Here is a 13,085-nt window from a genome sequence, read left to right as displayed (position 1 = left end):
TCTTCTAGCGCCAATAACATTTATTATATTATGAAAATTTAAACACTGTACAATAATCCCTCCATCATCCAATCACAAACTCTTCTCTATAATCTGATTATTACCATATCCATTGACGTATAAAAATTCATTTGTTACTCTTAAATACGTTAATTTAATATTTAAATCCTCATTCGTATCTCGGTGAGGTAGAGGTTGCAGTCATTAAGAGTATCATTTCAGGAGATGTAGTGGCATTGATGAAGGAATGAGAAAGGAATGATTGCCGAAGTAAGTTGTGTCCACCATGCACGCTTGCTGGGTCTGCATTTAATAAGTGCAGAACTGTCACAAACATTTCGTTTGTGGAGAGCTATCGAGAGGTATGTCGTGGGTTTCTTATAAGATAGAAAGCATGTAGCGGCAAATTACGTGCTTTTTTTGTTTTGTTTGGGACTTCTCTTCCTGACTCAGGAAGACATACATATCTCCTCGCTTGACTTGGTTATACTAACTTTGGAGGTATTTTCTATGCAACAAAAAAAATGGGGCTTTTGGGTACTCACAGCTTTCGTTGTCGGTAACATGGTTGGCGCTGGTATTTTCATGGTGCCAAGTACGTTGGCACAAACAGCAAGCCCTCTCGGTGTCACTTTAGCTTGGTTAACAACAGGGTTTGGTGTTTTAATGCTAGCTCTTGTTTTCGGTAATTTAGCAATTCGTCGTCCTGATTTAACGACAGGACCACAAAGTCATGCATATGCTTTATTCTCAACACCAAAAAAGAAAAAAATGGCTGGTTTCAGTATGGTATGGGGATATTGGGTTGCAAACTGGGCAAGTAACGTTGCCATCATTACATCATTTGCGGGATATTTATCACTCTTCTTCCCAATTATGAAAGATACACGACTACTATTTTCAATCGGTTCTTTTAACGTAGAAGTCGGAAAACTAATTACATTTACGATTTGTTCCATCTTACTTTGGGGAACTCATATTATATTAACAAACGGTGTAAGCGGAGCTGGAAAGCTAAACTTCTTAGCAACAACAACGAAAGTAACTGGATTCCTTTTATTTATCGTCGTTACGTTATTTGCATTCGAAGCTTCTAAGTTTGGACAATGGTACACACCGATGATTGATAAATCAGGTGTATCACACGGCCTACTTTCACAAGTAAACTTAGCTGCTCTTACGACGCTTTGGGCATTTATCGGAATTGAATCGGCGGTTCTTTTATCAAACCGTGCTGTTTCTCCAAAAACGGTAAAACGCGCAACAGTTGCTGGATTACTTATTACAGTTGCGATTTACTTAGGAATTACAATTTTAACAATGGGTGTCCTTCACGTTGATACATTACAAGCTTCAGAACGTCCATTAGCAGATGCATTAAACGCTGCAATGGGTCATGGCGGCGGGAAACTTATGGCATTACTTGCTCTTACTTCCCTGTTCGGTTCTATCTTAGGCTGGATTTTATTAAGCTCAGAAGTACCGTATCAAGCAGCAAAAGAAGGTTTCTTCCCTTCCTTCTTCACAAAAACAAATAAAAAAGGAAGTCCAATTTACTCATTACGATTAACAAACATTATGTCGCAAGTGTTCTTATTCTCAACATTATCAGGAACCATTGCGGAAGCTTATACATTCGTTATTACCGTATCAACACTGGCCTACCTCATTCCATATCTCGTTTCACCAATCTTCCAGTTAAAACTAGTCGCAACTGGTGAAACGTATAAAAATGAAATGCGGGCAAGAATTACAGATGGTATAGTCGCAGTGATCGCACTTTGTTACGCACTATGGGTTATTAAAACTGGTGCATCCGATATAAAAACATTCCTTCTCGGAATTGGTTTATTCGTAATCGGCTTTGCCTTCTATCCATTAATGAATCGTGATCAGAAAAAAAATAACGAAAAGAAAAACGGGCAAGTTGCATAACGCAATTTGCTCGTTTTTTCTTTTGCAAAACATATATAATAGAACAAAGAGGTGAAAAACATGTCAATCGAATCACTATGGAGCGGCCGCTTCCAACAACATATGCAAAATATCATTACATACTTTGCACGTATGATTAACGGTTTACTATATAGCTTTATCTTCGTTGCCTGTATAGGTGCTTACTATTACGCAAAGTTTCTTAAGACAGCGCCTTCTAAAGGACTATCTTTATTACTTATTACAATCGTCCTAACAGCGATTATAACGAGATGCCCGATCCGTACATTTATTCAAAAACCTGATGCTGTCTATTTACTAGCACTAGAAGAGAAATTAACATCTTATTTCAAAAAATCTCTTCTATACAATTATATCATTCAGCTTTTCCCATTATTATTTACGTTCCTTATTCTCGTTCCACTTGCCCTGCAATCATTGCAATTAACGGTTCCTTTCTTATGTACAATCTTTATCGTTTTAATGATTACGAAAGCTTGGAACATCTACATACATTGGATGTGGCGTGATAGTCACGAGAAAAATATATGGCTGATCATTCGTATTACTTGTAACGCCCTAATCATTTACATGCTGTTTTATGCGGCAAATGTTCTCATATTGGGCGGATTACTCTTACTACTCGCTTTCCTACTTCTATATACAAAAAAACAGCCTACAAAACGAATACCGTGGGATTACATAATCGAGCAAGAAGAAAAAATGAACGTTCGTTTCTATCAATTTGCTAGCATCTTCACCGATGTTCCGCAACTAAATAAGCAAGTAAATAAAAGAAAATGGCTTACAACTTGGATTGAACCTTTATTACATAAAAAACGAACAACTTTCTTCTATTTATATACACTAGCATTTTTACGCGGGAATGATTATTTCGGTATATATATTCGCTTAGGGCTGATTGGTGCTTTCGCTCTATACTTTATTCCAAACATATACGTAAAAGGCGCTATCGCATATATCGTCCTATATATGATTTCTATGCAGCTCCGTTCCCTATGGAAATATTTTTCGGGAAATATTATTGTAGCATTATATCCAATTGATACTGAGAAACGAATGAATCAATTTCTTCACTTAATCTTTATATTGCTAAGCATTCATCTCATTGTATTTTCAATTGTTATACTCATTGCTACGGGACAATTTTTACATAGCCTTATCATTATGATTATCGGGTTACTCTGGATCAAATTTATTATTGTACCAAAAACGAAGCAACGCGTTTCTTCGTTTTAACGAAAAGAAATATCTTAAAAGCCAAGGAGCGAATAAATTTTCTCCTTGGCTTTTTTATTTTTCTTCCTCAAACAAGAATCACTGAAACAACCGATATTTTATGATTTTTACATACAAAAACGATAATACATGTTTACGTCCTAATAAAAAGGGTATGTATTAAATTAACAAGGTAAACGAACTGGGGGGATTAAAAATTTAAAAGTAAATAGACAATACGACGCATTGCTCAAAGACGATTCTGGAACCGATACTATAATGTAAGGAGCTGACTGCAATGAGTAAAAAAATTGCTATTTTAATAACGGATTATTTCGAGGATACAGAATACACAGAGCCAGTAGAAGCTTTTCATCAAAAGGGATATGAATTAACAACTATTGAAACTGAAAAAGGGAAAACGGTACACGGTAAGCAAGGTAAAAGTGAAGTCGTAATTGATAAAAGTATTGATGATGTTTCTCCAGAAAACTTTGATGCCCTCTTCATACCAGGCGGATTTTCCCCAGATATACTGCGTGCAGATAAGCGTTTTGTTCGCTTTAGCAAAGCATTTATGGATGCGGAAAAACCTGTTTTCGCTATTTGTCATGGACCTCAGCTACTCATCACTGCCCAAACACTTGAAGGACGTGATGTAACTGGATATAAATCTATTGAGATTGACTTGAAAAATGCCGGTGGAAATTTCCATGATAAAGAAGTAATCGTATGCCAAAATCAATTAGTTACAAGTAGACAACCAGAAGATATACCGGCGTTTATTGAAGAATCGTTGCGTATATTAGGATAGCTACTTTGGTTAACTAACCTCCTTTTATTTACATGAAAATAATTAATCAGCCCTCACCAACTGGTCGTTTACAGAAAATCCGACCACCACAAATAGCGGGATAAAGTGAGACTTTAATCAGTGGGGGTTTTCTTCATCCCCCACTGATTATTAGTCGAACCAATCGGACTTTTATGGGCAGTTGATCCCCCACCTAACTTCTTTGCTTTCGCTGAATTTTGAGGTGGGGGTCTTACTGCCCATTAAAGCGGGATAAATAAAACGAGGGGAATCCAAAAGTTCAGTTTTAATAATCTTTTGGATTCCCCTCTTTCTCGTCCAAAAATTTCTTATCACTTTTCATAGGCAGTTCTCATATAGTGAAAATGACTATATAATTCCTATCCATAAGTTAAATAATGATTTCGCACATATATAAATACAAAAGATGGGAGCCTTATTTATGAATAACAATCCACCTTCAACGCCCCCAAATCCAACGGAAACGAATAATAATGAAGTGAGCTTACAAACGTTACGCGTTATTGGGCTTATTGTACTGATTAGTGGCTACATATTAGTCGCTCTTTCTGAAGTAGGCACATTAAAAAATCTTTTGTTACAGCCGAATACCACTCCAAATTTAGCTGAAGTTGATCCGTTCTAAAAACTATATAGAAGCGAGTCCCAGTATAACTGGTTCGCTTTTATATAGTTTCATCCAATCTGAGAAACATTTCTCTCATCCTCATACTTCTCTTTCCCTATCGCCTTCATAAATAATAAAATACTGCTCATACCAACGATAAAGTACAGAGCACTCATGCCCCAAGATGCGATAAATGAACCTAGCATAACACCTAATGCCCCGTTCATTTTTGCCACTTGAAAGACCATTCCGTTAATCGCCATATATGAACCTCTCGCCTCATTTGGCACCATATCTGCCATAATAGATTGACGTACTGGCACATACATCATCTCGCCTACCGTTTGGAAAAGCCCTGCAATTAATAAAATCCATAAACTATTGCTCGTTCCGAGTATTGTAAAACCAATCGTATAAATGAATAAGCCTACATATAAGATTTTCAAATCGTTGAAGCTTTTCAGCATTTTAATAAGAAGAGCTGAACATAAAACAACTAAAATTGTATTCTCTGCAGAAATCCAGCTCAGCATGCGAATACCTGTTAAATCAAACGTAAAACCATTACTAAAGAAAAAGTTTACCGTTTCAAATTCCTTCTGCAAACGTACTCCTAAATAATTATTAATTTGAAACTCTAAAGATAACGTACATATACTTGCTGCACAAAAAATTAAAAACGCTCTATCTTTCATTACGACTTTATAACTATCCGCCATATCTTTTAATACATTTTTCTTCTCTACTGTTTTTCTCGCTACATACACTTCTTCCATGTATACAGCCATCACATATAAAGTAATAACGGCAATAACTGTTAATCCGATAAACAATTGCAATCTATAGTTCTCAAATAGTAATCCGCCAAATATTGCTCCAATTGCCATTGATAAATTAATAGCCCAATAGTTAATGGTGTACATCACTTTTCGATTTTCAGGTGTACTCACATCAATTAACATCGCCTCTGTAGCAGGATTCATAAGTCCAGATCCTAAACTATTCACTAGCATAAAGATAAATGTTAACCACGGTGAATCTACATAATCCGAATTCGCAACTCCCATACAAGCAATGGAAATGACTTGTATACTTTGACCGATAATCATAACCTTTTTACGCCCAAGCCGGTCTCCAACATATCCACCGTATAAACCAATTACTAACGAAGCTATGACATTAATGAGTAGTAACACACCAGCAATCGCACTACCTAACTTTATTGAAAAATAAATCGCCATAAATGGAAAAATCATCGTGGACACAGTACGTGTCAAAAACGAAGTTATAATTCTAATCTTTATATTTCGATGCATACTCCAAAATCCCATTGTTTCCCCCTCCTTATGCTTACTTATTTTACTTTGAAAAAAAGGAAGAAAAAGGTTAGAATATTCTAAAGAGTTTCCCCTTTTATGATAGAAGGAAGTGTATATATGAAAATTATGGACTATTACATTAGACTAAGACTACATGCACAAGATCAACAACATATGCGAAATAGCTTACAAGAATTAGCGGATATTTTATATTGCAGTACGAAAAACGTAAAGATTTTATTAAAGAAAATGAGCGAGGAGCAATTAATTAGCTGGACTCCAGGGCGAGGCCGCGGAAATAAAACGGAAATTCTATTTATACATAATTTCGTAGAAGCGATTGAGTCCTATACAGATGAACTGTTAGCGCAAGAAAAACTAAAAGATATCTTTCTTCTTTTAAAAGAACCCCTACCCCTTGCACTTCAAAAAAAGATAGAAAATAAACTACATCATCATTTTGGATACGAACCTTCAAATGATATGTACGACATATTAAAGATTCCTATATCGAGAAAGATATTCCCATTAGATCCGGCTTTTGTGGCTGTCACTACAGAGAGCCATCTTACGAGTCAAATTTTTGATACGTTAGTCGTTTATAACGATGTTACTGAAAAAATGGAACCACACATTGCGCATACGTGGGAATTAAGTGAAGACGGGCTTGCGTGGACTTTTTACTTACGAAAGGATGTATATTTTCATAACGAAACTGTTTTAACTTCTAAAGATGTACAATTTTCATTTGAAAGACTAAAAGAAGTTCACTCTCCTTTCGAATGGTTAACAGAAGAAATTGTTCAAATTGAAACACCGTCACCATTGCAAATTCGATTCCATTTAGCAAAACCAAATTTATTTTTCTTACACTATGTAAGTTCCATGCAACTCGCAATTTTACCGCGTGATACGATTATTCAAAATCATCATTATATAGGTACTGGACCTTTCAAACTTGCTCATTACTCTGAAGACAATATCGTACTCGAAGCGTTCACTCATTATTTTAAAGAGCGCGCGTTATTAGACCGTATTGAATTTTGGGGCATTCCTGATCATGTGCAAATAGATGCTGATTATGAACTACCAAATGAAGAAGAAAATGAAAGGCATGATATACAAATAGAAGAAATAGGTTGTATTTATGCTGGCTTCAACTTTACAAAACCTGGTCCTCATCACGACATGTACTTTCGAAAAGCTTGGAGAGAACTATATGATGTTGAAACGATACTTCGTAGCATAGAAGGTAGACGAACAATTGCTGCATCAAGCTTTTTCCCTGAAAGAAGCCGCCAAGCTACTAAAAGGTCCTACTCTTTAGAAAAAGCAAAAGAGTATTTAAAAAAGAGCACCTATAATGGAGAAACGATACACATTTATTTCTTCGCATTTAAAGACAGTGCAAATGACGCATATTTCCTAAAAGAACGATGTGAAAGTTTAGGTATACAAGTAGAGCTTCACCCATTTCCCGTTTCAGATTATATGAACCGCTCTATCGATCAACATGCCGATATTATTTTTATGGGCGAAGTGTTTGCTGCCGATCATGAACTTGCATTCTTAAATGTATTTAAAAATAAAAGTTGCTTCGTAAATCGGTTCATGGACCCGCACTATGAAAACCAAATTAACTGTTTACTAGATACATTTTTATTAGAAGAAAATAAGGAAAAGCGCTATGAGCTTATGTATGAGATCGAAGAATTTTTACAAACAGAACACATCATTTTATTTAACTATCACGTTTTAAAAAGAAAAACATACCCTTCTTCTTTGAAAAACGTAACAATTGATTCATTCGGTTGGGCAAATTTTGCGAAGTTATGGATACAGCCATCCATGTCTTAAAATGTGATTCATTATAACAGGAGAAGGTACTACCTCCTTAGTAGTACCTTCTTCACATACAAATATAAACTATTATTGAATTACTCCATCTAAATGATCTTTCAAGTTCAATAAATACTGCTCAATATCCGGATGCTTCACCACATCATAACAAGCAAAACTCTTTAACGGACTCATCCCAAGAAACTTCTGCACGCGGTGTAAATGACTAAGCGTTGATTCTAGACTTTCCCCTTCAAAGAACTTCGTCTTATCTCCAAATGCTTTTTCAGGTGCATTCCAAGTTGTAGAAAACATATATTGCTTCTCTTTTAATAAACCACCTGTTCCATATTCATCTGCACCTTCAAAGAACAAACCGTATTCATATACTTCATCCATATACGTTTTAAATAATCCTGGAACACTGAACCAATAAATCGGTGTTTGATAAATCACAACATCCGCCCATAAAAACTTATCTTGTTCTTCTTTTATATTGTAGCCATCTTGAATCGTTGTTGTTTTCACATGATGATTCTCGCTTAATACTGTTACCATATGATCTACTAACGTTTTATTTAATCGTCCTTCCTTTGTACCATATTTTTCATGCCCATTTATAATAAATATATTTTTCATCGTTTTTCTCTCCCCTACTCTATTCCTCACTTATTAACCCAAGTTGCTGTTTCAACGTAAGATTATCTTCCAAATGCCAATCTGCGGTTATCTTTCCGTCTTTCACATGCAAAATATCTATTGCAGAAAAGCTAATATTTTTACCGTTATGCGTTCCTGTAAAAGAAAGACGAGCGGTTACTTTATCACCAACAACTAATAAATCTTCAATCTCGCAATGTATATTAGGAACGACTTTACGAAAATTTTGCGCTGCAAACTTTAATCCTTCAACACCCTGTGGTCGCCCTTTCGGCAACGTATTATCGAAAAAATCTTTCGTAACAGTCTGTGGAATAAGTTCCTCTTTACCTGTATCCCAAAATGCATAAAAACGCTGCGCTGCATGAACCATTTCGGTCGCTTCTTTTTTACTTAGTGAGGGATCAATTGTCATTGCTTTTGGCTTTGGCATTTCTTTTAATAACTGGACTTCCGTTTTGTCTTCCACGCCGCATGCTACAAGTACAATACAAACAACAAACAAACTAAAGAATCCAAACAACTTTTTTATCCCCATGAAAATCACCACCTCCTCATCTAAACCCTTTGTATTTCGTATTGCTATTGTATATGCATTAACTTCCTTTATGGAAGTAGTGATATTTTTTTCATATAGTTACCAAAAGTATAGTTTTGTGATACTATAAAGAAAATTCATTCAAAAAAATTTATGGAGGCTAGTTCCATGAACAATATAGATCCAGTTGAATTAACGAAAGGGTTACCTGGCATACCTTGTCCTATCGCTAAAACGCTTGATGTAATCAGTACAAAATGGACGTTTTTAATCATCCGTGACCTTCTTATCGAAGGAACATTACGCTTTAGTGATTTACAAAAATCAATGGATGGCATTAGTCCGAAAACATTATCGCTTCGACTAAAAGAACTAGAAGCTCAAGGGATTATAACGAGAAAAGTATATCCAGAAGTTCCGCCTCGTGTAGAGTACACATTAACGGATAAAGGAAAACAATTAGAGGGGATATTTATTGAATTAAAACGGTTTGGATTAAATTTATAAAACAAAAACCCCTTACTATCGTAAGGGGCTTTATTACTTCGCAAAACTTTCAGCTAGCTGTTTCTCTCTCCACATAAATGTAATAGCGAGACCAACTATTAAAACAACTCCTGAAAATGCATATGGATAATGAATGTTCATATCAAATAATATTCCGCCCATGGCAGGTCCTGCGATATTTCCTAAACTCGTATAAGTCGAGTTCATACCAGCAACGAATCCTTGCTCTTTTCCAGCTGCCTTTGATAAAAACGTCGTTAAAGCTGGACGAAGTAAATCAAATGCAAGGAAAATAAAGCAAGTAACGAGAAGTACAATCCAATAATTAAAGACTACAGTTGAAACGAACGCTAATACTGCACCTACAATTAAACATATTTGAATTAATACTTTTTCGCCAAACATGTCAACTAATTTTCCAAACATAAATACTTGCACAACTACCCCAAAGATTGAACTAATTGTAATAATTGCAGCAATATCTTTCGGTGTGAATCCAAACTTATGATCAGAAAACAGACTAAACACAGTTTCATATGCCGATAAACCGAATGCAAGTACAAATACAATAATAAATGCGATTGCATACATTGGATGTAATGACTTCTTTAAATCTCCAATAAAACTTGATTCTTTCGTATTAGAAGAAATCTCTGCAAGCTCTTCTTTCGTTAACGGTTCTTTTAAAATAAAGATCGAAATCACACATGCTACAAAGGCAATTACTGCTGCAACGAAAAACGGCACACGTATACCGTATTCTGCAATAAATCCGCCAATTCCAGGCCCTATAATAAATCCGGTACTAATCGCCGCAGACAAGTATCCCATCGCCTTTGGACGTTCCTGCATAGATGTAATATCAGCAACATATGCCGTAACACCAGGCATAATAAATGCAGCACTAATTCCGCCTAACACCCTCGCTGCATAGAGCATCCATACATCGGTTCCTAATCCAAAAAGAAGCTCTGAAACACCAAAAATAAATAATCCAATGATTATCATTTTCTTCCTACCATAAAGGTCGACCCATCGGCCTGTAATAGGTGAGGCAATAAGCTGAGCCATTGCAAACACTGCAACGAGATAACCCATCGTCTTCCCTGTTAAACCCATATCATTCATAAAGGACGGCATAACCGGAATGATTAATCCAATCCCTAAAAAAGCGATAAATATATTACTCAAAAGAATGACCAATACCATCTTTTGTTCTTTTATCGGTTTCTTCACTTTTTCACACCTCTTCCCGTAAATTCCTCTCAAAAAATAATGCCCAAGAAGCTTTTTCTTTACCCTGCTCTTTGTGGGCCAATCATGAGTAGAGATGCCTCACTCATTAGAATTTCACTCTATCCTTCCACACATACATAAGTATCAGGTGAATGACTATCATTCAGTTTTCCTCAAAAATGAACCTACCTTCTCAGACAGGTTCATCTTACTACTTCTTTATATGTAGTGCATGTGTTAAAAAATCTAGTACTTCTGCCTTTTGTAGCTCGACTTGCTCATCATCTTTATGATCATATAAATAAACTTGTTCCGCTGCTGATTCAACAAGGGCGATAAATAACTTCGCTGTTCTCTCTGCATGAACCGAATCACGAATTTCACCAGCTTCTTTCGCCTCATTTAAAAATTCACTTAACCACATATAAAGAGGCTCATACACAGCTTCCCATTCTTTTATATGTTCTGTAGATGCAAGACCCGCATACATTAAAGCTTGTATTTCACGATATTCAGCTATAAAGTTAAATACCGCATCTATTACTTGCGTAACTTTACTTGAGAAAGGCGCATCATTTTGCACTTTTTCTTTCACTGCAAGTATCATCTTTTCGACCATCACTTCTGCTATTGCAGGCATAACAGATAGCTTAGAAGGAAAATATAAATAGAAAGTTCCTTGCGCAATGCCAGCTAATTTTACGATATCAGAAATCTTCGTTTTTTCAACGCCCTTTTCCTGAAACACTTCAATAGCTGCATAGACAATTTTCTCTTTTTTATTCATCATCTAAACCCTTTCACACGCGTATTGAATGACTGTCACTCATTTTATAAGATAATCGATTGTACTGTCAATGATAGTGAACTCTAAGAGGAAATCATTTTTTAATATTAAAAATCTCCTAACAAACCACTAGGAGATCAAATGTAGTATATCTTTACGAAAGAGCCTTTAATCCTGTCACTCCGCATACAATAAGAACCACACTAATGATACGTGCTTTACTTTTCGACTCACCAAACAGGAACATGTTTAATAAAACGGCACCTGCTGTTCCAATACCAATCCAAACCGCATACGCGACACTGACTTGTAAAAACAAGAAAGATGTATACAAGAATGCAAAGGATGTAGCAAATCCGCCTATATAAATCGCACCATTGGCTAACGTCTTATCTTTACTATACATTTTAAGACCGATCACACCGACTATTTCACTAATTGCAGCACAAAATACGAAAAACCAACCCATCTTTAAGCAGCTCCTTCCATAGTTTCTTCTTTATTATCAGCTAGCTTTAAACCGATAACGCCAGCTACAACCATCACGATAAAGAATAATTTCCCTACACTGAAACTGCCGCCAAAAAGAAATACATCCATTAAGAAAGTACCTACCGTACCAGCTCCGGCGAAAACAGCATATACAGTTCCTGTCGCAAGATGTTCACACGCTTTAGTAAGGTAGTGAAAATCAACAGCGATAACTCCTAAAATAACGATCCAATGCCACCAAGTATTAGCCGTATTAAAACCAAACACCCAAAAAATTTCAAAGATACATGTTAATATGACATATAACCAAGCTTTATTTTTCATACCTCTCACCCCTTATGACTGAATATCAGTCATTTTTGTTTTAAAAAAATATTCTCTTTCATCACTACTATATATAAACAACTATCATCCTCATTTACCATTTATATTTGTTTCGTTTTCAAACTAACTATACGCTCCCACAGAAAATGACTGAATGTCATTCATAAATATTGTACATGAATATTTTAAGAACTGTCAATGCCGAAAGTTTATTTAAAATTTCTTTCATGAGGTTTGTATATTTCCTAATAATCTGTCAATACTGTTAGTAACATAATATTTTCTCCACTCCCCCTTGGAGAGATCCCTTAAATGGAGCAGTTAGCTTTTGCTATCTGCTCTTTTTTATTTGCCAACACACTATTTCATTTAACTAAGGAGCAGATTATACTTTATATTTATTTTCCAAAGAGGCCTTGTATGCAATAATTTTATTCTCAAGCATCTTCTCTGTAATTACTAAGTTTTCTCTTTGATCTTGAATAGATTTCCTATGATCTTCTAGGAGCTGTAAACGAGCTTCAGTTGTATGCTCTCCTTCTAAATATAACCTAGCGTATTCCCTTATTTTCGCTATTGGCATTTGCGTTTGTTTTAATTTCATTACAAACTGCAACCACTTTATATGTGACTCTTCATAAAGTCGATTCCCATTTGTATCGCGATTTGCAATTAATATATTTTCCTTTTCATAATAACGTAGTGTATGTGTGCTCACTCCTAATAATTTTGCTACCTCGCTAATTGTGTACATATTCAAAATCCCT

14 protein-coding genes and 1 riboswitch are annotated in these 13,085 nt (G+C 35.6%); of the genes, 6 read left to right on the top strand and 8 right to left on the bottom strand.

Features of this window, described 5'->3' with window-relative positions:
• The first annotated feature begins 181 nt into the window (after nucleotides 1–181).
• Nucleotides 182–363: riboswitch (Lysine riboswitch) on the top strand.
• Between the two features lie 147 nt (nucleotides 364–510).
• From ATN06_RS04520 to ATN06_RS04505, 4 genes are all read left to right on the top strand, one after another.
• Nucleotides 511–1,935, top strand: coding sequence for an amino acid permease (locus ATN06_RS04520; RefSeq protein WP_060629694.1), 1,425 nt, complete (start codon nucleotides 511–513; stop codon nucleotides 1,933–1,935).
• A gap of 60 nt (nucleotides 1,936–1,995) precedes the next feature.
• Nucleotides 1,996–3,195 carry an ABC transporter permease gene (locus tag ATN06_RS04515; protein WP_060629693.1) on the top strand — a complete coding sequence of 400 codons (1,200 nt, stop codon included), beginning with the start codon at nucleotides 1,996–1,998 and terminating at the stop codon, nucleotides 3,193–3,195.
• A 277-nt stretch (nucleotides 3,196–3,472) separates the two neighbouring features.
• Complete coding sequence (locus tag ATN06_RS04510) at nucleotides 3,473–3,988, top strand: type 1 glutamine amidotransferase domain-containing protein (protein ID WP_060629692.1); 516 nt, start codon at nucleotides 3,473–3,475, stop codon at nucleotides 3,986–3,988.
• A 442-nt stretch (nucleotides 3,989–4,430) separates the two neighbouring features.
• Entirely contained in the window at nucleotides 4,431–4,634 is a 204-nt protein-coding gene (locus ATN06_RS04505) for a hypothetical protein (protein ID WP_001063863.1), read from the top strand.
• 50 nt (nucleotides 4,635–4,684) lie between these two features.
• On the opposite strand, the gene ATN06_RS04500 is transcribed toward ATN06_RS04505, so the two are convergent.
• A complete protein-coding gene (locus ATN06_RS04500) occupies nucleotides 4,685–5,947 on the bottom strand; it encodes an MDR family MFS transporter (protein ID WP_060629691.1) in 1,263 nt (420 codons plus the stop codon).
• A gap of 84 nt (nucleotides 5,948–6,031) precedes the next feature.
• Between ATN06_RS04500 and ATN06_RS04495 the strand changes: the two genes are divergently transcribed.
• The gene (locus ATN06_RS04495; RefSeq protein WP_140350554.1) at nucleotides 6,032–7,792 is read left to right on the top strand and encodes an SgrR family transcriptional regulator; all 1,761 of its coding nucleotides are present in this window, start codon (nucleotides 6,032–6,034) and stop codon (nucleotides 7,790–7,792) included.
• Between the two features lie 72 nt (nucleotides 7,793–7,864).
• On the opposite strand, the gene ATN06_RS04490 is transcribed toward ATN06_RS04495, so the two are convergent.
• Nucleotides 7,865–8,413, bottom strand: a complete 549-nt coding sequence (locus tag ATN06_RS04490; protein WP_060629689.1) for an NAD(P)H-dependent oxidoreductase — start codon at nucleotides 8,411–8,413, stop codon at nucleotides 7,865–7,867.
• Between the two features lie 19 nt (nucleotides 8,414–8,432).
• Nucleotides 8,433–8,972 (bottom strand): ester cyclase, encoded by a 540-nt coding sequence (locus ATN06_RS04485; RefSeq protein ID WP_060629688.1) that lies wholly within the window; start codon nucleotides 8,970–8,972, stop codon nucleotides 8,433–8,435.
• A 168-nt stretch (nucleotides 8,973–9,140) separates the two neighbouring features.
• Here ATN06_RS04485 and ATN06_RS04480 point away from each other — a divergent pair, with 168 nt between their 5' ends.
• Nucleotides 9,141–9,479, top strand: coding sequence for a winged helix-turn-helix transcriptional regulator (locus ATN06_RS04480; RefSeq protein WP_060629687.1), 339 nt, complete (start codon nucleotides 9,141–9,143; stop codon nucleotides 9,477–9,479).
• A gap of 33 nt (nucleotides 9,480–9,512) precedes the next feature.
• Here the strand turns inward: ATN06_RS04480 and ATN06_RS04475 are convergent, their stop codons facing one another.
• The 5 genes from ATN06_RS04475 to ATN06_RS04455 all read right to left on the bottom strand — a co-directional run bounded on the left by ATN06_RS04475 (nucleotide 9,513) and on the right by ATN06_RS04455 (nucleotide 13,072).
• On the bottom strand, nucleotides 9,513–10,715 hold the full coding sequence (locus ATN06_RS04475; RefSeq protein ID WP_060629686.1) for an MFS transporter: 1,203 nt from the start codon (nucleotides 10,713–10,715) through the stop codon (nucleotides 9,513–9,515).
• Between the two features lie 211 nt (nucleotides 10,716–10,926).
• Nucleotides 10,927–11,505: a TetR/AcrR family transcriptional regulator gene (locus tag ATN06_RS04470; RefSeq protein WP_060629685.1), complete on the bottom strand. Its 579-nt coding sequence runs from the start codon at nucleotides 11,503–11,505 to the stop codon at nucleotides 10,927–10,929.
• A gap of 151 nt (nucleotides 11,506–11,656) precedes the next feature.
• Nucleotides 11,657–11,971, bottom strand: a complete 315-nt coding sequence (locus ATN06_RS04465) for a DMT family transporter (RefSeq protein WP_060629684.1) — start codon at nucleotides 11,969–11,971, stop codon at nucleotides 11,657–11,659.
• 2 nt (nucleotides 11,972–11,973) lie between these two features.
• Nucleotides 11,974–12,318, bottom strand: coding sequence for a DMT family transporter (locus tag ATN06_RS04460; protein WP_060629683.1), 345 nt, complete (start codon nucleotides 12,316–12,318; stop codon nucleotides 11,974–11,976).
• A gap of 385 nt (nucleotides 12,319–12,703) precedes the next feature.
• On the bottom strand, nucleotides 12,704–13,072 hold the full coding sequence (locus tag ATN06_RS04455; RefSeq protein WP_060629682.1) for a MerR family transcriptional regulator: 369 nt from the start codon (nucleotides 13,070–13,072) through the stop codon (nucleotides 12,704–12,706).
• Between the last annotated feature and the right edge of the window lie 13 nt (nucleotides 13,073–13,085).

The sequence above is a fragment of the Bacillus thuringiensis genome (assembly GCF_001455345.1).
GTDB classification, from domain to species: domain Bacteria; phylum Bacillota; class Bacilli; order Bacillales; family Bacillaceae_G; genus Bacillus_A; species Bacillus_A thuringiensis_N.
The sequence above is the reverse complement of the archived record's forward strand: the minus strand, read 5'-3'. Positions and strand labels throughout refer to the sequence as shown.

Bases quoted from the DNA above. Each gene is read 5' to 3' on its own strand.
- ATN06_RS04520 (WP_060629694.1), top strand. From the start codon at position 511: ATGCAACAAAAAAAATGGGGCTTTTGGGTACTCACAGCTTTCGTTGTC.
- ATN06_RS04515 (WP_060629693.1), top strand. From the start codon at position 1,996: ATGTCAATCGAATCACTATGGAGCGGCCGCTTCCAACAACATATGCAA.
- ATN06_RS04510 (WP_060629692.1), top strand. From the start codon at position 3,473: ATGAGTAAAAAAATTGCTATTTTAATAACGGATTATTTCGAGGATACA.
- ATN06_RS04505 (WP_001063863.1), top strand. From the start codon at position 4,431: ATGAATAACAATCCACCTTCAACGCCCCCAAATCCAACGGAAACGAAT.
- ATN06_RS04500 (WP_060629691.1), bottom strand. From the start codon at position 5,947: ATGGGATTTTGGAGTATGCATCGAAATATAAAGATTAGAATTATAACT.
- ATN06_RS04495 (WP_140350554.1), top strand. From the start codon at position 6,032: ATGATAGAAGGAAGTGTATATATGAAAATTATGGACTATTACATTAGA.
- ATN06_RS04490 (WP_060629689.1), bottom strand. From the start codon at position 8,413: ATGAAAAATATATTTATTATAAATGGGCATGAAAAATATGGTACAAAG.
- ATN06_RS04485 (WP_060629688.1), bottom strand. From the start codon at position 8,972: ATGGGGATAAAAAAGTTGTTTGGATTCTTTAGTTTGTTTGTTGTTTGT.
- ATN06_RS04480 (WP_060629687.1), top strand. From the start codon at position 9,141: ATGAACAATATAGATCCAGTTGAATTAACGAAAGGGTTACCTGGCATA.
- ATN06_RS04470 (WP_060629685.1), bottom strand. From the start codon at position 11,505: ATGATGAATAAAAAAGAGAAAATTGTCTATGCAGCTATTGAAGTGTTT.
- ATN06_RS04465 (WP_060629684.1), bottom strand. From the start codon at position 11,971: ATGGGTTGGTTTTTCGTATTTTGTGCTGCAATTAGTGAAATAGTCGGT.
- ATN06_RS04460 (WP_060629683.1), bottom strand. From the start codon at position 12,318: ATGAAAAATAAAGCTTGGTTATATGTCATATTAACATGTATCTTTGAA.
- ATN06_RS04455 (WP_060629682.1), bottom strand. From the start codon at position 13,072: ATGTACACAATTAGCGAGGTAGCAAAATTATTAGGAGTGAGCACACAT.